21 protein-coding genes are annotated in these 20,909 nt (G+C 66.6%); 8 read left to right on the top strand and 13 right to left on the bottom strand.

The features are described from left to right. The first annotated feature begins 44 nt into the window (after positions 1-44). The 3 genes from C167_RS0127690 (at position 45) to C167_RS34925 (ending at position 2,502) form a co-directional block, all read left to right on the top strand. Positions 45-1,580 (top strand): BCCT family transporter, encoded by a 1,536-nt coding sequence (locus C167_RS0127690; RefSeq protein ID WP_017521581.1) that lies wholly within the window; start codon positions 45-47, stop codon positions 1,578-1,580. 198 nt (positions 1,581-1,778) lie between these two features. Further along, positions 1,779-2,339 (top strand): HdeD family acid-resistance protein, encoded by a 561-nt coding sequence (locus tag C167_RS0127685; protein WP_017521580.1) that lies wholly within the window; start codon positions 1,779-1,781, stop codon positions 2,337-2,339. Next, positions 2,332-2,502, top strand: a complete 171-nt coding sequence (locus tag C167_RS34925; RefSeq protein WP_017521579.1) for a hypothetical protein — start codon at positions 2,332-2,334, stop codon at positions 2,500-2,502. Before C167_RS0127685 ends, C167_RS34925 begins: the two co-directional genes overlap by 8 nt. Before the next feature lies 1 nt (position 2,503). Here C167_RS34925 and C167_RS0127675 read toward each other — a convergent pair whose 3' ends face one another. Continuing rightward, entirely contained in the window at positions 2,504-3,715 is a 1,212-nt protein-coding gene (locus C167_RS0127675) for a YeeE/YedE family protein (RefSeq protein ID WP_017521578.1), read from the bottom strand. Positions 3,716-3,991: 276 nt separating this feature from the next. Continuing rightward, the gene (locus C167_RS0127670) at positions 3,992-5,476 is read right to left on the bottom strand and encodes a PLP-dependent aminotransferase family protein (RefSeq protein ID WP_017521577.1); all 1,485 of its coding nucleotides are present in this window, start codon (positions 5,474-5,476) and stop codon (positions 3,992-3,994) included. A gap of 117 nt (positions 5,477-5,593) precedes the next feature. Here C167_RS0127670 and C167_RS0127665 point away from each other — a divergent pair, with 117 nt between their 5' ends. The 3 genes from C167_RS0127665 (at position 5,594) to C167_RS0127655 (ending at position 7,729) form a co-directional block, all read left to right on the top strand. Further along, positions 5,594-6,043, top strand: a complete 450-nt coding sequence (locus tag C167_RS0127665) for a GNAT family N-acetyltransferase (RefSeq protein ID WP_017521576.1) — start codon at positions 5,594-5,596, stop codon at positions 6,041-6,043. 12 nt (positions 6,044-6,055) lie between these two features. Further along, positions 6,056-6,736: a GNAT family N-acetyltransferase gene (locus tag C167_RS0127660; RefSeq protein WP_017521575.1), complete on the top strand. Its 681-nt coding sequence runs from the start codon at positions 6,056-6,058 to the stop codon at positions 6,734-6,736. An 81-nt stretch (positions 6,737-6,817) separates the two neighbouring features. After that, on the top strand, positions 6,818-7,729 hold the full coding sequence (locus C167_RS0127655; RefSeq protein ID WP_017521574.1) for a D-hexose-6-phosphate mutarotase: 912 nt from the start codon (positions 6,818-6,820) through the stop codon (positions 7,727-7,729). Positions 7,730-7,863: 134 nt separating this feature from the next. Here the strand turns inward: C167_RS0127655 and C167_RS0127650 are convergent, their stop codons facing one another. From C167_RS0127650 to purE, 4 genes are all read right to left on the bottom strand, one after another. Continuing rightward, a complete protein-coding gene (locus tag C167_RS0127650) occupies positions 7,864-8,406 on the bottom strand; it encodes a DUF3299 domain-containing protein (RefSeq protein ID WP_026079325.1) in 543 nt (180 codons plus the stop codon). Positions 8,407-8,491: 85 nt separating this feature from the next. Further along, positions 8,492-8,737, bottom strand: a complete 246-nt coding sequence (locus tag C167_RS0127645; RefSeq protein ID WP_017521572.1) for a GlsB/YeaQ/YmgE family stress response membrane protein — start codon at positions 8,735-8,737, stop codon at positions 8,492-8,494. Positions 8,738-8,930: 193 nt separating this feature from the next. After that, positions 8,931-10,016 carry a 5-(carboxyamino)imidazole ribonucleotide synthase gene (locus C167_RS0127640; RefSeq protein ID WP_017521571.1) on the bottom strand — a complete coding sequence of 362 codons (1,086 nt, stop codon included), beginning with the start codon at positions 10,014-10,016 and terminating at the stop codon, positions 8,931-8,933. 8 nt (positions 10,017-10,024) lie between these two features. Continuing rightward, complete coding sequence (gene purE, locus C167_RS0127635) at positions 10,025-10,516, bottom strand: 5-(carboxyamino)imidazole ribonucleotide mutase (protein WP_017521570.1); 492 nt, start codon at positions 10,514-10,516, stop codon at positions 10,025-10,027. Between the two features lie 314 nt (positions 10,517-10,830). Here purE and adhP point away from each other — a divergent pair, with 314 nt between their 5' ends. Beyond that, positions 10,831-11,865 (top strand): alcohol dehydrogenase AdhP, encoded by a 1,035-nt coding sequence (gene adhP / locus C167_RS0127630; RefSeq protein WP_017521569.1) that lies wholly within the window; start codon positions 10,831-10,833, stop codon positions 11,863-11,865. Positions 11,866-12,104: 239 nt separating this feature from the next. Here the strand turns inward: adhP and C167_RS0127625 are convergent, their stop codons facing one another. From C167_RS0127625 to C167_RS0127610, 4 genes are all read right to left on the bottom strand, one after another. After that, positions 12,105-14,534 (bottom strand): TonB-dependent siderophore receptor, encoded by a 2,430-nt coding sequence (locus C167_RS0127625; RefSeq protein WP_017521568.1) that lies wholly within the window; start codon positions 14,532-14,534, stop codon positions 12,105-12,107. Between the two features lie 112 nt (positions 14,535-14,646). After that, complete coding sequence (locus C167_RS0127620) at positions 14,647-15,651, bottom strand: FecR family protein (protein ID WP_017521567.1); 1,005 nt, start codon at positions 15,649-15,651, stop codon at positions 14,647-14,649. Further along, positions 15,648-16,235, bottom strand: coding sequence for an RNA polymerase sigma factor (locus C167_RS0127615; RefSeq protein ID WP_017521566.1), 588 nt, complete (start codon positions 16,233-16,235; stop codon positions 15,648-15,650). Before C167_RS0127615 ends, C167_RS0127620 begins: the two co-directional genes overlap by 4 nt. A 126-nt stretch (positions 16,236-16,361) precedes the next feature. Beyond that, positions 16,362-17,276 carry a LysR substrate-binding domain-containing protein gene (locus C167_RS0127610; RefSeq protein ID WP_017521565.1) on the bottom strand — a complete coding sequence of 305 codons (915 nt, stop codon included), beginning with the start codon at positions 17,274-17,276 and terminating at the stop codon, positions 16,362-16,364. Positions 17,277-17,478: 202 nt separating this feature from the next. On the opposite strand from C167_RS0127610, the gene aspA reads away from it, so the two are divergent. Beyond that, positions 17,479-18,903, top strand: a complete 1,425-nt coding sequence (gene aspA, locus C167_RS0127605) for an aspartate ammonia-lyase (RefSeq protein WP_017521564.1) — start codon at positions 17,479-17,481, stop codon at positions 18,901-18,903. A gap of 329 nt (positions 18,904-19,232) precedes the next feature. On the opposite strand, the gene C167_RS0127600 is transcribed toward aspA, so the two are convergent. From C167_RS0127600 to C167_RS0127590, 3 genes are all read right to left on the bottom strand, one after another. After that, positions 19,233-19,529: a cell division protein ZapA gene (locus C167_RS0127600; protein ID WP_017521563.1), complete on the bottom strand. Its 297-nt coding sequence runs from the start codon at positions 19,527-19,529 to the stop codon at positions 19,233-19,235. Next, positions 19,526-19,756: a hypothetical protein gene (locus C167_RS0127595; protein WP_017521562.1), complete on the bottom strand. Its 231-nt coding sequence runs from the start codon at positions 19,754-19,756 to the stop codon at positions 19,526-19,528. The genes C167_RS0127600 and C167_RS0127595 overlap by 4 nt, the downstream gene beginning before the upstream one ends. Before the next feature lie 296 nt (positions 19,757-20,052). Beyond that, a complete protein-coding gene (locus C167_RS0127590) occupies positions 20,053-20,829 on the bottom strand; it encodes an electron transfer flavoprotein subunit beta (protein ID WP_017521561.1) in 777 nt (258 codons plus the stop codon). Positions 20,830-20,909: the final 80 nt, after the last annotated feature.

Here is a 20,909-nt window from a genome sequence, read left to right as displayed (position 1 = left end):
CTTCGCCAATAAAAACAAACGAGCAGGTACGTCTGAATCCGATCGTGTTCTACGGTTCCACCGTACTGATCCTGGTTCTGACCGCCGCCCTCATTCTCTTCCCCGATAGCGCCGGAACTGTCCTGAACCGTACGCAGACGTGGCTTTCGCACAGCTTCGGCTGGTACTACATGCTGGCCATCGGAAGCTACCTGTTCTTCGTCCTGTGGGTCGCCTTCTCGCGCTACGGCCAGCTGAAACTCGGCGCCGACCACGAGAAGCCCGACTTCAGCTACGGCGCCTGGGCCGGCATGCTGTTCTCATCCGGCATCGGCATCTCGCTGCTGTACTTCGCCGCATCCGAGCCGATCGACCACCTCTATCATCCGCCTGAAGGCGTGGCCGGCACGCCGCAGGCCGCCCGCCAGGCATTGCAGCTGACCTTCCTGCACTGGGGCGTGCATGGCTGGGCGATCTACGCGCTGGTCGGACTGGCAGTGGGCTATTTCGCCTATCGTCATCGCCAGCCGCTGGCCCTGCGCTCGGCCCTGCTGCCGATCCTCGGCGAGCGCTGGGTGAAGGGCGGCGCCGGCCATGCGGTGGATTGCTTCGGGATCTTCGTCACCCTGCTGGGCCTGGTGACCAACCTGGGAATCGGCGCGCTGCAGGTATCCTCGGGCATCGAGTACCTCACCGGCATGGAGCATTCGAAGACCACCCTGCTCATCGTGCTGCTGGTGATGAGCCTGGTAGCCACGCTGGCCGCGGTGTCCGGCATCGAGAAAGGCATCCGCCGGCTGTCCAACCTGAACATCGTGCTGTTCAGCTCGCTGCTGCTGTTCGTGCTGGTCTGCGGCTCCACCCTGGAGCTCCTCAACGGCTTCGTGCAGAACCTGGGCGATTACCTCAACGGCCTGGTGCTCAAGACCTTCGACCTCTACGTCTACACTGGCGGCGGCGCCGGCAAGAACGAAGAATGGCTGGGCCTGTGGACCCTGTTCTACTGGGCCTGGTGGATTTCCTGGGCGCCCTTCGTCGGCATGTTCATCGCCCGTATTTCCCGCGGCCGCACCGTGCGCGAACTGGTCATGGGCGTGCTGTTGATCCCGCTGGGCTTCACCCTCGCCTGGCTCTCGGTGTTCGGTAACAGTGCGGTCGACCTGGTGATGAACCACGGCGCCGTCGACCTGGGCAAGGCCGCGCTGGAGCAGCCGTCGATGTCGATCTACCTGCTGCTGGAGCACTACCCCTTCGCCAAGATCGTGATCGGCATGTCGATCTTCGTCGGCTTCGTGCTGTTCCTCACCCCGGCCGACTCCGGCTCGGTGATGCTGGCCAACCTCTCGCGCCAGGGCGGCGACCTCGACGAAGACGCCCCGCACTGGCTGCGCATCCTCTGGTCGGTGGTCATCACCCTGGTGACCATCGGCCTGCTGTTCGCCGGCAACTTCACCGCCATGCAGACCGTCGTGGTGCTGGCCGGCCTGCCGTTCTCAGCGGTACTGATCCTGTTCATGTTCGGCCTCTACAAGGCCATGAAGAAGGATTACGAGGCGCTGCATGAGCAAGCCCCGTCATCGGCCCTGGCGCCTGCTGCCTGATCTCCCCGGCGGCGTCGCCGACGCCGCCCGCCTGCCCCCGCAGGCCCTTCAGCCCGGCTCCGTGCCGGGCTTTCTTTTGCGCATTGCGAGCCAGGACCTTGTGCCCCGCGCCTTAATGAGCCCCGCATGATCTCGCTCAAGCACGGACGAGCAGGCAGGGCTATGGTTGCAGCCACACCCCTCGCAAGGATCGTCGCCATGTCGCAACACCCGCTCTGGCAGGCCTTGGGCCGCCACTGGAAATGGATCGCCCTGCGCGGCGTCGCCGCCGTGCTGTTCGGCATCCTCGCCATGGTCTGGCCGGGCATCGTATTGACCGTGATGGTGCTGTTCTTCGGCGCCTACGCCTTCGTCGACGGCCTGTTCACGCTGATCGCCGCCGCGCAGATGCGCGAATCCGGCCGGCCCTTGTGGCCGCTGGTGCTGGTGGGGCTGCTGGGGATAGCCGCCGGGCTGGTCGCTGTCCTCTGGCCGCAGCTGACCGCACTGGGCCTGCTCATGCTGATCGCCGGCTGGGCGCTGGTGATGGGCGTACTGCAGATCATTGCCGCGATCCGCCTGCGCAAGGCGCTGCAGAACGAATGGTGGCTGGGGCTTTCCGGCGCGGTGTCGGTGCTGTTCGGCGTGCTGATGATCGGCAATCCGGGCGCCGGAGCGCTGGCCGTGGCCTGGGTGATTGGCGCCTACTCGGTGTTCTTCGGCGTGTTGCTGATCCTGCTCGCGCTTCGCCTGCGCAAGACCTCGACCTTCAATGCCTGAACAGCCGGACTGGTGCCTGCTGCGCCTGGACGACAACGGCAACCGTTTCGTCATGCGCCGCCAGCTGACCCGCGCCGAGGCCGAAGCCCTGGCGCGGGACTACCAGGCCCGCGGCCACCGGCAGACCTACTGGGCGGAGCGCGAAATGCCCCGCCCGGCTTGACTCAGCAACCGGTCAGGCGCGCTTCCGCGCGCTCGGCGGGGAAGAAGATCGGCCGCAGACGCACGCCCACCGCGTTACCGAAGAACGCCGCCACCAGCCAAAGCCAGCCGTGCAGGCTGCCCGAAGCGATACCGCTGAAGTACGCGCCGATGTTGCAGCCGTAGGCCAGGCGCGCGCCATAGCCCAGCAGCAGGCCACCAATCACCGCCGCGACCAGCGAGCGTGCGGGAATCTTCAGACTCGGTGCGAAACGCCCGGCGAGGCCAGCGGCCAGCAAGGCGCCGATCATGATGCCGAAGTCCATCACACTGGTGACGTCCTGCCACACCGGAGCGGCCAGCGCCTTGGCGTTGGCGTCGACCTGCCAGAAGGCCCATTGATCGACGGCGATGCCAAGACTCTCGAACGCCTTCGCGCCCCACAGCGCGAAAGCCGAGGTGACGCCCCACGGACGCCCGGCCAGTGCCAGGGTGGCGAAGTTAAGCAGTGCCAGCGCGACCGCGCCCCACACCAGCGGCCAGGGGCCACGGAAGAGTCGCCCGATGCCCTTCTCGCCGTTGCTGGCGATCAGCTCCAATACGCCGTGGCGACGGCGTTCCAGCACCACGCTGACGGCGGCGATGGCGGCAAACAGCGCAAGGCTCACCGCCAGCGCCGGGAGCAGCCCAAGGGACTGCACGATGGAGGTCGGCGGCAGTGACGGCAGGGCGAACCACCAGCCGATGTGGTGGGTGGCGATCACCGAGCCGATGATGAAGAACAGCAGCGTGACCAGCATCCGCGCATTGCCGCCGCCCACGGTGAACAGTGTGCCGGAGGCGCAGCCGCCGCCCAGCTGCATGCCGATGCCGAAGATGAAGGCACCGACGATCACCGAGGTGCCGGCGGGCGACACCAGCCCTTTCACCGGTTCGCCGAACAACGTGCCGGCGGCCAGCGCCGGGAAGAACAGCAGTACCGCGATGGCCAACATCACCATCTGCGCACGCAGGCCCGCACCACGGCGCTCACGAATGAACACACGCCAGGCGGAAGTGAAGCCGAAAGCCGCGTGGTAGAGCGTCAGCCCCAGCGCGCCGCCGACCACGAACAGCAGCGCCTGCCGGCCGCTTACGGCCTGGGCGAGGAACAGCGCACCCGCCAGCAGCAGGAGGAAGGCGACCCAGAGCGCGCTGGACTTGCGCTCGGGGACGGTGGACAGGGCTAGGCTCATGGCGGCTCCGGGGTATTTTCGAGAGGGGCGATATTCTAGGGAGCGTAGTGGCTCTCGCCAACTTCGTAAGGCAGCTAAGGAAATAGCTCGGGGTTACAAGCGGCAAGGCGCTTGGCTCGCCTCTGTGGCCAGGGGTGAGTTCTTTTCCCTCTCCCTAACCCTCTCCCTGAAGGGAGAGGGGACCGTTTGGAGCGGCTCAATAGATCGTCGTTTGCCGACAGCTTCGATGTATCGCGTAACGCTGAAGTCTTCTCGGCACGGACACTCCCTCTCCCTTCAGGGAGAGGGCTGGGGAGAGGGGCTCTTGCTCACCCACACTTTGCGCAACGCCCTCAACGCCTCGGCAATCCGCGACTCCGGCACGGCGGCAAACCCCAGCACCAATCCAGCGCGCTCATCCGCCGTCTCGCTGGACTCCGGCAACCAGTAATCGCTCAGCGCATTCACTTCCACGCCCACCGCCAAGGCTCGTTGCACCAACTCCAGTTCCCGCTCGCGGCTGTCGACCCGCACGCACAAGTGCAAGCCCGCCTCCACAGTCGGCATCGGCGCGCAGCCTGCTACCTCCGGCCAGCCACGCAGCAACGCGTCGCGACGGCTGCGAGCGGCCCGACGCATACGGCGGACATGGCGCTGGAAGTGTCCTTCGGCAATGAAGTCCGCCATGACCCGCTGGGTGCCAACCTCGGAATGGCGCACATCCAGCGCACGCCGCCGGGCGAAGGCCTGCGCCAGCGCCGGCGGTACAACGAGGTAACCCAGGCGCAGCGCCGGGAAGGCGATCTTGCAGAAGGTGCCGACGTAGAGCACGCGATCATGGCGATCCAACGCGGCCAGCGGCATCAGCGGCGTGCCGCTGTAGCGGTACTCACCGTCGTAATCGTCCTCGACGATCCAGCCATTGCTGCGCTCGGCCCACTCCAGCAACTCCAGGCGCCGCGCCAGCGAGAGGGTCACGCCGGTGGGGTACTGGTGCGACGGCGTGACATAGACCAGCCGGCAACCCGGCAACTGCTCCAGCTGCGCCGTGCACAGGCCATCGGCATCCACCGGTACGCCGTGCAACCGAGCCCCGGCCGTGGCGAAAGCATGACCAGCGGCGCGGTAGCCCGGATTCTCGATGGCCGCGCCGTCACCCTCGGCGAGCAGCACCTGGGCGCACAGCGCAATGCCCTGCTGGGCGCCGCTGGTGATGATGACCTGGCCCGCGTCGCAATGCAGGCCGCGGGTAGTCCGCAGGTAGGCAGCAACCAATTCGCGCAGGCGCTGCTCGCCGGCGGGGTCGCCGTAACCCAGGCAATCCAGCGGCGGATCGCGCCAGAACCGCGCCTGCAACCGTGCCCAGGTGTCGAACGGGAAGAGGTCGAAGGCCGGCACGCCGACCCGGAACGCCCGCGGCGCGCCGGTCGGCGGCAGTGGCAGATGGTGCCGCGCGAGGCGCTCCAGGGAGGGCGCATCCGGGCTGCCAGCTTCGCTACGAATCACATCGACCGAGGGTTGAACCCGTTCCGCGACGTAGGTGCCATCGCCCGTGCGGCCCTCGATGTAACCCTCGGCGTAGAGCTGCTCGTAGGCGCGCACCACGGTATTGCGCGAAACACCCAGCGATGACGCCAGGTCCCGGCTGGCTGGCAGACGTGAGCGGGCGGCCAGGCGACCATCGAGGATGCACTCGCGCAGTGCCTGGAACAGCTGAACACCCAGGGGGCGGGCAGGATCGAGGCGGATGCCGGAGGGGTTGAAGGGTAACGGGACACTCATGGAGAAGGCTTCCAGGACGGCGGCAATGGCTCTCTTGATTTCACCATGAATGGCTCTTTAGCAGAACCAATTCCGGACCTAGTCTGGGAGCATTCCAACGCACACAAGGTTGTCAGCATGTCTTCCGCCGTCGAGATCCGTCCGATCACTGCCGATGAGCACGCCGCCTGGTTGCCGCTCTGGCAGGGTTATCAGCGCTTCTACAAGACCACCATCGACGACGCCACCACGGCCGTCACCTGGCAGCGCTTCCTCGACGCGGCCGAGCCGATGCATGCCGCCCTCGCCTGGCGCGACGGCATGGCCATCGGCATGGTGCATTTCATCTACCACCGTTCCTGCTGGACCCAGGGCGACTACGTCTACCTGCAGGACCTGTACGTTGCCGAGGGCCAGCGCGGCGGCGGTATCGGCGCGCAGCTGATCGAGCACGTCTACGCCGACGCCCGCGCCAACGGCGCCTCGCGCGTGCACTGGCTGACCCACGAGAGCAATACCGACGCCATGTTCCTCTACGACCGGATCGCCGACCGCTCCGGGTTCGTCCAGTACCGCCAGATTCTCTGAGCCGGAGCGCCCATGAACGAACAACCCCTGCTGAACTGGCGCCCCGCCGCCAGCCCCGAACGTCGCACCCTGGCCGGTCGCCACATCAATCTGGCGCCGCTGGATCAGGCTCTCCACGGCGACGACCTGTGGCTAGCGCTGCAGGGCCCGGACTCCGATCCGGCGCTGTGGGACTACCTGCCCTACGGCCCCTTCCCCGAGCGCGCGCCTTTCGATGCGTGGCTCGCAGGCAACGCAGCGAGCAACGATCCGCTGTTCTTCGCGGTGATCGACCGCGCGAGCGGCCGGGCGGTCGGCCTGCTCAGCTACCTGCGAGTCTTCCCCAAGGACGGCAGCATCGAGATCGGTCACATCGCCTATGGCCGCGTGATGCAGCGCTCGCCGGCCTCCACCGAGGCGGTCTACCTGCTGGCACGCTGGGCCTTCGAGATGCGCTACCGGCGCCTGGAATGGAAGTGCAACGCGCTCAACGCCCGCTCCATGCGCGCCGCCGTGCGCCTGGGCTTCGTTTTCGAGGGCACCTTCCGCCAGGCCACGGTGGTGAAGGACCGCAACCGCGACACCGCGTGGTTTTCCATCATCGACAGCGAATGGCCGCCCTGCCAGCGGGCGTTCGAGCGCTGGCTGGACGCCGCCAACTTCGATGCCAACGGCCAGCAGCGCGAACGCCTCGAAGTCCTGCGCCAGGGCTGATCTTTTCATTCTCCGGGAACTGACTGAGGCGCGAAGGATCGGTGATACTGAAACTTTCGCACCGCAGTCCCGGAGACCACCATGAGCAGCGACATCCAGCACCCCCGCGTCGAGCAGGTACAGATCGATCAACTGTCCTGCTGGCGTATCCACACCGCCCATGGTGAAGCCCTGATCGCTCAGCAGGGTGCGCAACTGCTGAGCTACCAGCCCCACGAACAGCCGCCGCTGGTCTGGCTGAGCGAAACTGCCGAATACCGTCATGGCCAGTCCGTTCGCGGCGGCGTACCGGTGTGCTGGCCATGGTTCGGCAACCTGGACCGCAACCCTGTGGATATCCGCACCGCCTACCAGGGCGACAAGCCGCCAGCCCACGGCCTGGTGCGCGCGCTCGACTGGCAGCTGGACGACATCGCCGACGAGCAGGGCCGGCTGTCGGTGCACTTCAGCTTCGACGCGAGCCAGGGCCTGCCGGGCTGGGCGCACTCGGCGCGGCTGGAGCTGGTGATGCGCTTCGGCGAACGCCTGATCCTGGAGATGACCACCCACAACCTCGGCGACAAGCCGCTGCCGCTGACCCAGGCGCTGCACACCTACTTTGCCGTCAGCGACTGCCGCCAGATCAGCATCGAAGGCCTGCAGGGCAACCGCTACCTGGATGCCATGGAGAACTGGGGGGAGCGCCAGCAACATGGCGTGATCCGCGTCACCGGCGAGACCGATCGCGTCTACCTGGACGTGGAGAAGACCCTGGTGATCCAGGACCCGCTGTGGGAGCGCGGCATCCACGTCAAGGCCGGCGGCTCGCGCTCGGCGGTGGTGTGGAATCCGTGGATCGACAAGGCCGCGCGCCTGTCGCAGATGCCCGACGATGCCTGGACGGAAATGCTCTGCATCGAAACCGCGCGGGTAATGGACGACGCCATGAGCGTGGCGCCGAGGCGCAGCGAGACGATGAGCGTGGAAATCTGGAGTGAGCCGCTGGAGGGCTGATCCGCCTGTGCCCTTCAATGAAAAAGCCCGGCATCCGCCGGGCTTTTTTGCGCTTGTAGGAGCGAGCTTGCTCGCGAACACGTTCCCCCGCTGCGAGGCCCCATCGCGAGCAAGCTCGCTCCTACGAAGAGCTCTTACAGATCGCTCTCTTCCACCGGTCGCACCTTGGCGTCGTCGATGGCATAGGCGGCGTCGGCCAGGTCATTGCTGACCTTCTCCACCTTCAGCGTGCCGCTGACCCAGATCGGGTTGTAGATATCGTCGATCTGGATCCCCTTGGGGTAGCGCACCAGCACGATCTGGTTCGGCGGCGGCGGCGGCACGTGGATGCAGGCGCCCGGGTACGGCACCAGGAAGAACTCGGTCACGCGGCCCTTGGCGTCGTTCTCCAGCGGCACCGGGTAGCCGCCCAGGCGCAGCGCCTTGCCGTTCAGCGCGGCGACGGTCCTAGTCGAATACATCACCTGCGGCAGCTTCTTGTCGGACTGTTTCAGCCCGCCCTTGTTGGTGAAGGTGCCGTTGGCCTCGGGGCCGTTGTGGGTGATTTCCGGCATGTCTTCCAGCGCCTTGCGGTCGCTCGGCGGCATCAGGGACAGCCAGTCGGTTTCGGGGAGTTCGGCGGCGGACGCCAGGGAAGTCAGCACTATCAGGCAGCAGGCGAGCAATGGTCGGCGCATCGTGGACTCGAAGGGCCCGGTCGGGCACAGGCGGTAAGGGCTTCCTGCGCCCTCCCCCATGGCGGGAGAGGGGCGGAAATCACCGTCAATTCTTCTTGATCAGGCCGTAAATGACCAGCAGCACGATGGCACCGATCACTGCGCCAATGAAGCCCGCCGCCTGGCCGGCCGCGTAGATGCCCAGTGCCTGGCCGCCGTAGGTGGCCAACAACGAGCCGCCGATGCCGATCAGGATGGTCATGATCCAGCCCATGCTGTCATCGCCAGGCTTCAGAAAGCGAGCGATGAGTCCGACGATCAGGCCGATGACGATGGTTCCGATTAATCCCATGACAGTCCCTCCTTGTGGGTTGAGCGCGGTGGGTGCGCGCCTGTCATGGGACAGTGTAGGAAACACCGGCGTTCCGTGTTTCGCCGCGTGCCAGAGCGACCGAGCGTGTTTCGCGAGCCTTACAGCAATCCGCCGATCGCCCATGAAAAAAGCCGCGTCAGTGATTGACGCGGCTTTTTCGTACAGCTGACCGTCAGGCCTTGGCGATCAGCGCCTCGACTTCGGCAATGCGCGCCTTCAGGGTCGGCAGGTCGGCGCTGCGCAAGGTGGCATGGCCGACCTTGCGCCCGGCCTTGAAGGCCTTGCCGTAATGGTGCAGGTGGCAGTCGGCGATGTTCAGCACCTCGGCCACCGGCGGCACTTCGCCGATGAAGTTGAGCATGGCGCTCTCGCCCACTTTCGCGGTCGAGCCCAGCGGCAGGCCGGCGATGGCGCGCACGTGGTTCTCGAACTGGCTGCACTCGGAACCTTCGATGGTCCAGTGACCGGAGTTGTGCACGCGCGGGGCGATTTCGTTGGCCTTCAGGCCCCCGTCGACCTCGAAGAACTCGAAGGCCAGCACACCGACGTACTGCAGCTTGTCCAGCACGCGGCCGACATAGTCTTCGGCCAGCTTCTGCAGCGGGTGGTCGGTGCTTGCCACGGAAAGGCGCAGGATGCCGTTCTCGTGGGTGTTGTGCACCAGCGGGTAGAAGCGGGTCTCGCCATCGCGGGCGCGTACCGCCACCAGCGAGACTTCGCCGGTGAAGGGCACGAAGCCTTCGAGGATGCACGGCACGCTGCCCAGTTCGGCGAAGGCGCCGCTGACGTCCTCGGCCTTGCGCAGGACCTTCTGTCCCTTGCCGTCGTAGCCCAGGGTGCGGGTCTTCATCACCGCCGGCAGGCCGATGCTGGCCACCGCGGCGTCGAGGTCCGCCTGGGACTGCACGTCGGCGAAGGCCGGGGTCGGAATGCCCAGGTCCTTGAACATGGATTTCTCGAACCAGCGGTCGCGGGCGATACGCAGCGACTCGGCGTTCGGATAGACCGGCACGAACTGCGAGAGGAAGGCCACGGTCTCGGCCGGCACGCTCTCGAACTCGAAGGTCACCACGTCGACTTCATCGGCCAGCTGGCGCAGGTGTTCCTGGTCGCCGTAGTCGGCACGGATGTGCTCGCCCAGGGCTTGCGCGCAGGCGTCCGGCGCCGGGTCGAGGAAGGCGAAGTTCATGCCCAGCGGGGTGCCCGCCAGGGACAGCATGCGGCCCAGCTGGCCGCCACCGATGACACCGATCTTCATGGTCGTACTCAGGCCTCGCGCGGATCGGGATTGTCCAGCACCGTCTCGGTCTGGGTGGCGCGGAACTGCTTCAGCGCCTCGTGGTATTGGGGGTACTTGGCACCCAGGATGCTGGCGGACAGCAGCGCCGCGTTGGTCGCACCGGCCTTGCCGATGGCCAGGGTGGCGACCGGGACGCCCGCGGGCATCTGCACGATGGACAGCAGCGAATCGACGCCCGAGAGCATGGAGGACTGCACCGGCACGCCGAGGACCGGCAGGTGGGTCTTGGCGGCGCACATGCCCGGCAGGTGGGCGGCACCGCCGGCGCCAGCGATGATCACTTCGATGCCACGGCCATCGGCCTCTTCGGCGTACTGGAAGAGCAAATCCGGCGTGCGGTGGGCGGACACCACCTTCACTTCGTACGGAATGCCGAGCTTGTCCAGCATGTCTGCGGTGTGGCTCAGGGTGCTCCAGTCGGATTTGGAGCCCATGATCACGCCAACCAGTGCGCTCATCGTCGTGCCTCTCTCAAGTGCGCTCTTGTGCGCGTCAGAAACCAACAAGCCACGCTCGTCGGGGCGTGGCTTGTACGTGGCCAAACCGGCGGGCAGTGCCGGCTTGAAGGCGGCGCAGTATACCGCAAAGGGCGCAGCGGAGTGCACTGTGCGTGACCGTTGGTCCCGATTTCGTCATTCAGAAGCCGAAGGAGGCCGCGACAACTTCGGAAAAGCTTGCCGCAGCTCAAGATGGCCTAGGCTCAGAGGCTCAGACTCGTCTGACGACCCTGCCCGGATGGGGCAGGTCCCTCCCCCTTCAAGGAGCGAGCGCAATGTCCACGACCCTGCCCACGACCATGAAAGCGGCTGTCGTCCATGCCTTTGGCGAACCGCTGCGAATCGAGGAAGTCAAAGTCCCGCTGCCCGGTCCCGGGCAGATCCTGGTGAAGATCGAGGCCTCCGGCGTCTGCCACACCGACCTGCACGCCGCAGAGGGCGACTGGCCGGTGAAGCCGAGCCTGCCCTTCATCCCCGGTCATGAAGGCGTCGGCTTCGTCGCCGCGGTCGGCGCCGGCGTCACCCGCGTGAAGGAAGGCGACCGCGTCGGCGTGCCCTGGCTGTACACCGCCTGCGGCTGCTGCGAACACTGCCTGACCGGCTGGGAGACGCTCTGCGAGAGCCAGCAGAACACCGGCTACTCGGTGAACGGCGGCTACGCCGAATACGTGCTGGCGGACCCGAACTACGTCGGCATCCTGCCCAAGCAGGTCGGCTTCCTGGAAATCGCCCCGATCCTCTGCGCGGGCGTCACCGTCTACAAGGGCCTGAAGGAAACCGGCGCGCGCCCCGGCCAGTGGGTGGCGATCTCCGGCATTGGCGGCCTGGGCCACGTGGCCGTGCAGTACGCCAAGGCCATGGGCCTGCATGTGGTAGCGGTGGACGTGGATGACGCCAAGCTGGAGCTGGCGCGCAAGCTCGGCGCCAGTCTGACCATCAACGCGAAGGAGGAAGACCCGGCCCTGGTGGTGCAGCGCGATATCGGCGGCGCCCACGGCGTGCTGGTCACGGCCGTTTCCAACAGCGCCTTCGGCCAGGGCATCGGTATGGCCCGTCGCGGCGGCACCGTGTCGCTGGTCGGCCTGCCGCCGGGCGACTTCCCCACGCCGATCTTCGATGTGGTGCTCAAGGGCCTGCACATCACCGGCTCCATCGTCGGCACCCGCGCCGATCTGCAGGAAGCCCTGGACTTCGCCGGCGAGGGCCTGGTGAAGGCCACCGTGTCCTCCGGCAAGCTGGACGACATCAACGCCATCCTCGACCGCATGCGCGCCGGGCAGATCGAAGGGCGGATCGTGGTGGAGATGTAAGGTTCCACGCGGGGAGGGTTTCCGCTCCGGCGCTATTAAAAATCCTCCGCTTCTATCTGAAAAACTGCACGAGGGCCCCCTCTCCCTAACCCTCTCCCTGAAGGGAGAGGGGACCGTTCGGTGCAGGCTGAAACGGTAGCGTCAGCCTGCACGATGTGCTCCCTCTCCCTTCAGGGAGAGGGCGGGGGAGAGGGAAACCCAGGCGCGGAATCTCAGATGAAGACAATCGCTCCTAACCGTCAGAACTCCACAGTGGTCGACAACTCGAACTGCCGCGGCTCGCCCACGGCCACGTAGAGGTTGTTCGCCGCCGACGGATAGTAGGTGCGGTCGAACAGGTTCTTCACGTTGAACTGGAAGCCGACCTTGTGCCCGCCCAGCTGGGTGTCATAGCTGGCGAAGGCGTCGGCCACGGTATAGGACGGCAGCTCGAAGGAGTTGGCCGGGTCGCCCGCGCGCTTGCCCACGTAGCGGGCGCCACCGCCCAGGCGCAGGTCGTCGCCGCCGAGCAGCGAGCCGGCGTCGTACACCGCCGTCAGCGAGGCGGTCTGCTTCGCCACGTTCTGCAGGCGGTTGCCTTCCAGTTCAGGGTCCTCGGTCACTTCCGCGTCCAGCCAGGCGTAGCTGCCAAGCAGGCTCCAGCTCTCGGTCAATTGCCCGGTCACGTCCAGTTCCGCGCCATAGGAGCGCACCTTGCCGGCGGTGCTGACGCGGCTGTCGCCATTGGCGTCGAGCTGGGTGACCATCACGTTGCGCTTGCGGATGTCGAAGAAAGCCAGGTTGGCAGTGACGCGGCCGGGAATGTCGAGTTTGCCGCCGACTTCCCAGGACGAAGCCTGCTCAGGCTGGATCGCCGAGTCGATCACCTCGCCCGTGGACAGCGGCGCAATGGTGGAATTGGGCTTGAACGACTGGGTATAGCTGCCATACAGCGACATCTCGTCGTTGATCTTGTAGATCACCCCGGCGCGCGGCACCCACTTCTGCCCGCTGATGTCGGTATTGGCCTTGAACGGCCGGCCGCGCCCGGCGTACTGGTCGTACATCTGGTAGCGCCCGCCTGCCACCAGGATCCAGTGCTCGTCGAGGTGCCAGGAGTCCTGCAGGAACAGCGAGTCGCTGCGCAGCTTGTCGGTCTGGTCGCTGTCCGCCGGGCTGACGCGGGTGGCGGGAGAGACCTGCCCATAGACCGGATCGAGGTAGTTCAGGGTGGTGTTCTTGGTGTCACGGATCAGGTCGGCGCGGTAGATCTTGCGCTTCTCGCTGTCGATGCCGAAGGTCACTTCATGGCGGAAGCCGCCCAATTGCAGGTCGCCGTTGAGCCCCACGGTGGCGAAGCTGTCGCTGCTCACCGCGCCGTGGGTGCCGTCGACACGGCGCGTCACGGTGCCCTTGGCGCTGTCCACCTTGGTCACCCGCGCCTGGTTGTCGTCGTAGGTTTCGCGGGTCCAGCCGTAGGCGAAGTGCGCTTTCCAGGCATCGTCGAGGCGATGCTCGACATCCAGCCGGGTGAGGTCGGAGCGGCCTTCGGTGATGTTGAACGGTTCGTCCAGGCGGCGCGTGCGCGGGATATCCAGTGGCTTGTTGGTGCGCGGATCAATGGCGGTGCCGCGGTCGAACGGCGTCTTGAACTCGCGGTGCTCGTAGCTGAGGTTCACCGTGGTGTCCTCGCCGAACCAGGCCAGGGACGGGGCGACCAGGGTCTCGCGCTGTTGGCCGAAGTTGCGCCAGTAGTTCTCGTCCTGGTGATCGACGATCAGCCGGTAGGCCAGGTTGCTTTCACCCAGCGCGCCGGTGGTGTCGACCTGCGCGCCGCTGCCCTGCTTGCCGTGGGCGAAAGTCGAGCCACGCAGGGTCACGGCGCTGTACTGCTGCAGCTGCGGCTTCTTGCTCACCACGTTGACCACGCCGCCCGGGTCCTGGATGCCATAGAGCAGCGAGGCCGGGCCCTTGAGCACTTCAACGTGGTCGGCGCTGGCGGTGAGGTTGCGACCCAGTACCGAGGGCAGGCCATCGCGCATGATCGAGCCGTCGCGGTTGTCACCGAAGCCGCGTTTCATCACCGCGTCCTGGGTGCCGCCGAGGGTATTGGCCTGGGTCACGCCACTGATATTGCCCAGCGCGTCATCGAGGTTGCGCGGCTTCTGGTCACGCAGCGCCTGGGCCGGGACGGTGACGATGCTCTGCGGGGTTTCCAGTACCGGCGTGTCGGTACGACCGATGGAGGCGACCGGCGCCGGCTGATAGCGGGTGGCAGCCGCCTGGCCGGTGACCGTGGTGTCGGTGAGGCTGAGGGTGTCGGTGGGCAGGCGCTCCAGGGTCAGGGTGCGGTCGTCGAGGGCGCGGAAGCGGTAGCCGGAACCGGCCAGCAGACGGTCCAGCGCGTCACCGGCGCTCAGCTGTCCGGAGACCGCCGGGGCCTTCAGGTCATACGGCGCCTCATCGGTGTAGACCACGCTCAGGCCGGTCACCCGGCTGAACTCGTTGAGTGCCTGGGGCAGCGGCTGGGCGGCGATGGCGAAAGGGAATTTCACTTGCAGCGCGGAGCTGGCGGCGGCTCCTTCCGCCCATGCGGCCGGTGCCGCCGCGGTGGCCAGGGCAGTACCGAGCACCCAGGCGGCGAGCGGTTTCAGGGACAGTTCGGGGATAGCGCGGCGCAGCGGGGTCATCGGGGCTCACTTGCTCGAAAGGTCGATTCCACATGCGAATAACTCGCATTCATGACCACTACACGGAGCAGCCGCCTCGGTACCTCACCCTTTTTCGAAAATATTTTCGCGCTCAACGAATCAGCACGAAACGCCCCAGCAGCGGCTGTTGGCGGAAGCCCACCACCGCTTGCAGCGAGTCCAGCGCGGCCTGCGGGTCGCTGCTGCGGAAACTGCCGCTGACCCGGCGCTGTGCCAGTTCCTGGTCGAGCAGCAGGATGCGGCCCGGATAGTAGGTGCCCAGACGTGCCAGCACCTCGCCCAGCGGCGCACGGTAGAAGGTCAGCCAGCCCTCGCGCCATGCCAGCGCGGCCTGGGCGTCGGCGGGCTGAGCGTTGCCCAGCTTCGTGCCATCGATGCCGACGCGTTCGCCCGCACCGAGTACCACTTCCGGCCCCCCGACCGCATGACTGCCACGCACCGAGACGCGGCCTTCAGCGACGGTCACGTGGGTCTGCTCGCCCAGGCGACGGACTTCGAACTCGGTGCCCAGCACCCGCGCTTCGCCTTCGCCCGCCCGCACCACGAAGGGCTTGGGCAGGTGCTTCACCGCGAAGGACGCGGCGCCGCGCAACAGGTCGACGCGGCGTTGCTCGCCCTCAAGGGACACGGCGACGGCGCTGTCGGCATCCAGGGTCAGGCGCGAGCCGTCACCCAGGGTGACCTCGCGCACTTCGCCCGGCGCGCTGACGTAATCGGCCGAGAGGTCGGTGACCCAGTTGCCCGGCGACCACCAGCCGCCGACCCAGAGCATCAGCAACAGGCAGGCGGCGCTGGCCAGCGGATAGCTCCAGCGTCGGTGATTGCCTTGGGCGCGGTGGGTCGCGGGGCGGTCCATCTGCGCCAGATAGGCGCTCAGGGCATCACCCTCCTCCGCTGCCAGCCGTTGCGCCGGTGCGGCGCTGGCCAGCCATAGTGCATCGACTTCGGCATAAGCCCTGGCATGCCGTGGATCAGCCGCCAGCCAGGCCTGGAAAGCCTCCAGCCAGGCTTCGCCGCCGCGATCCTGCAAGCGCAGCAGCCACTGGCGCGCCTGACGCTGGGCGTCCTCGGGCGAGGTGGCGATAACGGGCTTCATCGGTCGGCGGCTCCACGGCGAACAGCCGGCTCGGCGGGCTCCAGGCTCGCCTTGCAGGCATCGAGGGCGCGCATCATATGTTTTTCCACAGCGCTCTGGGAAAGCCCCATGGCCGTGGCGATCTCGCCATAGGTGCGGCCGTGCACGCGGCTGAGCAGGAAGATGTGGCGGGTGCGCTCAGGCAACTGGCGCAGAGCGTCTTCTATCAGCTCCAGTGTGGCGCCGGCCTGCATCGCCTGTTCGGGCGATGGCTGCGCATCGTCGTCATCGGGTAGCAGCGCGCTCAGCGTGCGGCCGCGCGAGTCCTCGCCGCGCAGGTGATCGATGGCGAGGTTGCGCGCGCTGCGCAGCAGGTAGCTGCCCAACTCCTCCACCGGCGCCTGCGGACGCTGCCAGAAGCGCAGGAACAGATCCTGCACCAGGTCCGCCGCGGTGGCGCGGCAGCCGACGCGGCGCTGCACCAGGGCCTCCATGCGCGGGCGCTGGGATAGGAACACCTGCAGGAAGTCCTCGCGCGGCAGCGCCTCGGCGGGCGCCGGGGCGTCCGCGGCGCGGGAGTCGGCCGGGCGGTCAGGATGGGACATCTTCAGATGCGGGCTCGCCAGCGGTCCGCACCGAAGACGGCGCGAGGGAAAGACCCTGGAAAGGCGCAAATGATAATGCTTATCAAATAAACGGAACAGCCCCGGTCGTCCGCCTCGCAAGGCGGATCAGGGCGTCTCGTCCAGCCCCAGGCCGCCTTCGAGCTTGCGCCACAACAGGCGGATCTGCGCCTTGCGCACCAGGGCGCAGCGGTACAGGCGGATTTCCTGCGGGACGATCCAGTGCGGGCCGCCGCACAGCGCCAGCTCGCCGCGCGCCAGCTCGGACTCCATGCTCAGGCGCGGCACCCAGGCCACGCCCATGCCCTGCAGCGCCATGCTCTTCAGGCTGTCGGCCATCGCCGTTTCATAGACGGTGGTGTAGCGCAGGTTGCGCTGGCGCAGCAGCAGGTTCACCCCGCGTCCGAGGAAGGCGCCGGCGCTGTAGGCCAGCAGCGGCACGCTCTGGCCGCTGTCGAGGTCGTAGAGCGGCACGCCGGCGGAGTTCACCGCACACACCGGCAGCATCTCGGTGCGCCCCAGGTGCAGCGAGGGGAAGACGTCCGGGTCCATCTGCAGCGCGGCGTCCGGGTCGTAGAAGGCCATCATCAGGTCGCAGCCGCCTTCGCGCAGCAGGTGCACCGCTTCGCCGACGTTGGTCGCCACCAGGCGGCTGGCGATGTTCAGGCCCTCGGAGCGCAGGCGCGAGATCCATGCCGGGAAGAAACCCAGCGCCAGGGAGTGTGCGGCGGCGAACTGCAGCACTTCGCCCTGCCCGCCCTCCAGATGGTGCAGGTGGCGCACCACCTGGCCGAGTTGCTCGACCACCGCGCGGGCGGTGACCAGGAACAGTTGGCCTGCCTCGGTCAGTTCGATGGGCGTGCGCTGACGGTTCACCAGGGTCAGGCCGAGGGCGTCCTCCAGGCTGCGGATGCGCCGGCTGAACGCGGGCTGGGTGACGAAGCGCTTTTCAGCGGCCTGGGAAAAACTGCGGGTGGTGGCCAGGGTGCTGAAATCTTCCAGCCATTTGGTTTCGAGGTTCACGTCAACTCCAACGCTGTCACACGGGGTCAGGAGCCGGGCGCGCGTAGCACAGGCATACGCTCGCCGTCATCAATTCGTCACAGGGTACATTATGCCGTTCGTGCATGAGACAGCCTTTAACAGCATTGGCCGACGAAAGGCGAAATCCTTAGTCTACCGGGCATCGCGGCACTGGCCGTGTTCCTTTGAGACAATCTCTGTCATGTCCCCTGTTGCATCGTTCCGCATCGAGAAAGACCTCCTCGGCACCCTCGAAGTACCTTCTGACGCCTACTACGGCATCCAGACCCTGCGCGCTGTGAACAACTTCCGCCTCTCGGGCGTGCCGCTGTCGCACTACCCGAAACTGGTCGTCGCCCTGGCGATGGTCAAGCAGGCGGCAGCCGATGCCAACCACAAGCTCGGCCACCTGCCGGCAGACAAGCACGCCGCCATCAGCGAAGCCTGTGCCCGTCTGATCCGTGGCGACTTCCACGACCAGTTCGTGGTGGACATGATCCAGGGTGGCGCCGGCACCTCGACCAACATGAACGCGAACGAAGTCATCGCGAACATCGCGCTCGAAGCCATGGGCCACGCCAAGGGTGAGTACAAGTACCTGCACCCGAACAACGATGTGAACATGGCGCAGTCGACCAACGACGCCTACCCGACCGCCATCCGCCTGGGCCTGCTGCTCGGCCACGACACCCTGCTGGCCAGCCTCGACAGCCTGATCCAGGCCTTCGCCGCCAAGGGCGTCGAGTTCGCCGGCGTACTGAAGATGGGTCGTACCCAGCTGCAAGACGCGGTGCCGATGACCCTGGGCCAGGAGTTCCACGCCTTCGCCACTACCCTGGGCGAAGACCTCGACCGCCTGCGTCGCCTGGCGCCGGAACTGCTGACCGAAGTGAACCTCGGCGGCACCGCGATCGGCACCGGCATCAACGCCGACCCCGGCTACCAGAAGCTGGCCGTCGAGCGCCTGGCTGAAATCAGCGGGCAGCCGGTCGTCCCGGCCGCCGACCTGATCGAAGCCACCTCCGACATGGGCGCCTTCGTGCTGTTCTCCGGCATGCTCAAGCGCACCGCGGTCAAGCTGTCGAAGATCTGCAACGACCTGCGCCTGCTGTCCAGCGGCCCGCGCACCGGCATCAACGAGATCAACCTGCCGCCGCGCCAGCCGGGCAGCTCGATCATGCCGGGCAAGGTCAACCCGGTGATCCCGGAGGCCGTGAACATGTGCGCCTTCGAAATCATGGGCAACGACCTGGCGCTGACCATCGCCGCCGAAGGCGGCCAGCTGCAACTGAACGTGATGGAGCCGCTGATCGCCTACAAGATCTTCGACTCGATCCGCCTGCTCCAGCGCGCCATGGACATGCTGCGCGAGCATTGCATCACCGGCATCACCGCCAACGTCGAGCGCTGCCACCAGCTGGTGGAGCACAGCATCGGCCTGGTCACCGCGCTGAACCCGTACATCGGCTACGAGAACTCCACCCGCATCGCCAAGATCGCGCTGGAAACCGGCCGCGGCGTTCTGGAACTGGTTCGCGAAGAAAAGCTGCTGGACGAAGCCACCCTGGCCGACATCCTGCTGCCGGAAAACATGATCGCCCCGCGCCTGATTCCGCTGCGCGCCTGATCACCCGCCCGGCGCGAGCCGGGCACGTCTCACCGGTTGAGGGGGAGTATTCCTCCCTCACCTTTCAGGGATTGGTTACCCCCGGTCCCTTCTTTTATGCCCGGCGCGGCGGACTCGTCCGAAGCGCCACGTCTCACCGGTTGAGGGGCCCTTGGGCCCACTCTCCTTTAGAAGGGACACCGCTTACCCCGGTGTCCCCTTTTTTTTGCCTGCGATTTGGGCATGGCGGAAAACATCGCGGACGGAGCCTGCTCCTACGCAGTTTCAGGTTTCGTAGGAGCGGACTCCGTCCCCGATTGGCATGAATCGCACCAGGAAACGCGCGAGGATCAATCCTGCCGTTGCAGGTGATCGAGAATCCGGCGGTTGAGGGCGGCGATACGCTCCACGGCGTCCGCCTCGTCGCACTCGGCATCCGATGCGCCCAGCTGACGGGCACAGAGGTTGAGCGCGGAAAGCACCATCAGCTCATTGCTGGTGACGTAGGGGAATTTCTTCTTGCTGGCGGTGATTTCCGCCTGCAACAGCGCGGCCGCATTCTGCAGCCGGCGCTCTTCACCGGCCGGCGCCCGGACGCTGTACTCGCGTCCGAGGATGCGCAGGACGCGGACGCCGTCGCCACTCATGCGTGGGCGCGGCTGTCGCTGACGCGGCGGACCAGCGCCTGCAGACGGGTAGCGGTCGCATTGTGCTTCTCTTCCTGCTCCATCAGGGACAGCTGCAGGCTGTCGTTTTCCTCGCGGGCCTTGAGCAGCTCTTCACGCACGGCGGCGTTGTCCTGCACCAGCACGTCGTTCTGCTGCAGCAGTTCGGCGACCAGTTGTTCAAGTTGTTCGAGGGTGGAATCAAGCATGGGAGCCTCCGCAAAGCCTTTCAAAGGGTGCGGAGGATAAAGAATGGGGCGCGGCGGGGCCAGTGGAAACGGTGAACTTCTGACAAGCCGTATGCTGTCAATTCAATAGCTTACGAGATAATTCTCGTGCTATTTCAACGATTTCCGGCTGCCAGAGCGATTTGGACAGGTAATTCGCGGACAAGGTCCGCTCGCACGGAAGCAAAGGAGAGATTTTGTAGGAGCGAGCTTGCTCGCGAATTGCCCCGCTGGGGGGATTGTTCGCGAGCAAGCTCGCTCCTACCAAAGCTGTAACGTCAGATTCGAATCACGCCCTCTTCCCGCAGCAGCTTGAAGATCGCCTCGGCGCCCGCTTCGGGGGTAACGTCCTTGAGCACCTGCCCGGTGCCGCCGGAAGCCTTGGCGGTGGCGGCCTTCATGCGCTCGGCGCCGGTCTTCGCCTTGATCACCTTCAGCCGCTTGGGCCGTGGGCGCGCCGGTTGCAGGTTGCCCTCGGCGAGCAGCGGGTCATCGACCACTTCCACCTCATGGGCTTCCAGATAGCCGCGGCGGGCCGGACCGAACGCGCTCTGGCGAGCCACAGGCGCGGCATTGTCGACGCTGGCGACAAAGGGCAGACGTACCTTCAACCGGCGCCGCTGGCCACGGGGCAGGGCTTGCAGCACCTGGGCGCTGCCGCCGTCCACTTTCTCCACTTCCGCCAGGCCGACCACCAGCGGCCAGCCCAGGCGCTCGGCCAGCAGGAAGGGCAGCATGCCCGAGCCTTCGCCGGTTTCCGCCTGGGTGCCGGTAAGTACCAGTTGCGCGTCGCTGTCGCCGAGATAGGCCGCCAGCGCCGGCAAGGCGTCGGCGCCTGCCGGTTGCTCCAGCACGGCCAGTTCGTCCAGGCCCATGCCGAGGTAGCCGCGCAGCGCTTCTTCCCCGGCGTCGCCGGCATGCACCACGCGCAGGCGCTTGCCGGCCAGGCTCATGCCCAGCTCCACCGCGCGCGCATCCTGGTCGGCGCGGCGCGCGCGACCGGAGGCCGGGTGGGCGCCGATGGAAACCAGGGCGACGATGTTCAGGTCATTCATAAGCCACCTCGGGCTCGCAAGCTGGCGTAGGGCGCATAACGCTCAGCGTTATCCGCCGATGTGGCGATGGCGGCGGATAA

Source organism: Pseudomonas nitroreducens TX1, from assembly GCF_000313755.1.
In the GTDB taxonomy this organism is placed as follows: Bacteria; Pseudomonadota; Gammaproteobacteria; order Pseudomonadales; family Pseudomonadaceae; genus Pseudomonas; species Pseudomonas nitroreducens_A.
This window is presented reverse-complemented; position numbering and strand designations above follow the sequence as displayed.

Excerpts from the sequence above, each read along its gene's own strand:
- C167_RS0127685 (WP_017521580.1), top strand. The coding sequence starts at position 1,779 with ATGTCGCAACACCCGCTCTGGCAGGCCTTGGGCCGCCACTGGAAATGG.
- C167_RS34925 (WP_017521579.1), top strand. The coding sequence starts at position 2,332 with ATGCCTGAACAGCCGGACTGGTGCCTGCTGCGCCTGGACGACAACGGC.
- C167_RS0127675 (WP_017521578.1), bottom strand. The coding sequence starts at position 3,715 with ATGAGCCTAGCCCTGTCCACCGTCCCCGAGCGCAAGTCCAGCGCGCTC.
- C167_RS0127670 (WP_017521577.1), bottom strand. The coding sequence starts at position 5,476 with ATGAGTGTCCCGTTACCCTTCAACCCCTCCGGCATCCGCCTCGATCCT.
- C167_RS0127665 (WP_017521576.1), top strand. The coding sequence starts at position 5,594 with ATGTCTTCCGCCGTCGAGATCCGTCCGATCACTGCCGATGAGCACGCC.
- C167_RS0127660 (WP_017521575.1), top strand. The coding sequence starts at position 6,056 with ATGAACGAACAACCCCTGCTGAACTGGCGCCCCGCCGCCAGCCCCGAA.
- C167_RS0127655 (WP_017521574.1), top strand. The coding sequence starts at position 6,818 with ATGAGCAGCGACATCCAGCACCCCCGCGTCGAGCAGGTACAGATCGAT.
- C167_RS0127650 (WP_026079325.1), bottom strand. The coding sequence starts at position 8,406 with ATGCGCCGACCATTGCTCGCCTGCTGCCTGATAGTGCTGACTTCCCTG.
- C167_RS0127645 (WP_017521572.1), bottom strand. The coding sequence starts at position 8,737 with ATGGGATTAATCGGAACCATCGTCATCGGCCTGATCGTCGGACTCATC.
- C167_RS0127640 (WP_017521571.1), bottom strand. The coding sequence starts at position 10,016 with ATGAAGATCGGTGTCATCGGTGGCGGCCAGCTGGGCCGCATGCTGTCC.
- purE (WP_017521570.1), bottom strand. The coding sequence starts at position 10,516 with ATGAGCGCACTGGTTGGCGTGATCATGGGCTCCAAATCCGACTGGAGC.
- adhP (WP_017521569.1), top strand. The coding sequence starts at position 10,831 with ATGTCCACGACCCTGCCCACGACCATGAAAGCGGCTGTCGTCCATGCC.
- C167_RS0127625 (WP_017521568.1), bottom strand. The coding sequence starts at position 14,534 with ATGACCCCGCTGCGCCGCGCTATCCCCGAACTGTCCCTGAAACCGCTC.
- C167_RS0127620 (WP_017521567.1), bottom strand. The coding sequence starts at position 15,651 with ATGAAGCCCGTTATCGCCACCTCGCCCGAGGACGCCCAGCGTCAGGCG.
- C167_RS0127615 (WP_017521566.1), bottom strand. The coding sequence starts at position 16,235 with ATGTCCCATCCTGACCGCCCGGCCGACTCCCGCGCCGCGGACGCCCCG.
- aspA (WP_017521564.1), top strand. The coding sequence starts at position 17,479 with ATGTCCCCTGTTGCATCGTTCCGCATCGAGAAAGACCTCCTCGGCACC.
- C167_RS0127600 (WP_017521563.1), bottom strand. The coding sequence starts at position 19,529 with ATGAGTGGCGACGGCGTCCGCGTCCTGCGCATCCTCGGACGCGAGTAC.
- C167_RS0127595 (WP_017521562.1), bottom strand. The coding sequence starts at position 19,756 with ATGCTTGATTCCACCCTCGAACAACTTGAACAACTGGTCGCCGAACTG.
- C167_RS0127590 (WP_017521561.1), bottom strand. The coding sequence starts at position 20,829 with ATGAATGACCTGAACATCGTCGCCCTGGTTTCCATCGGCGCCCACCCG.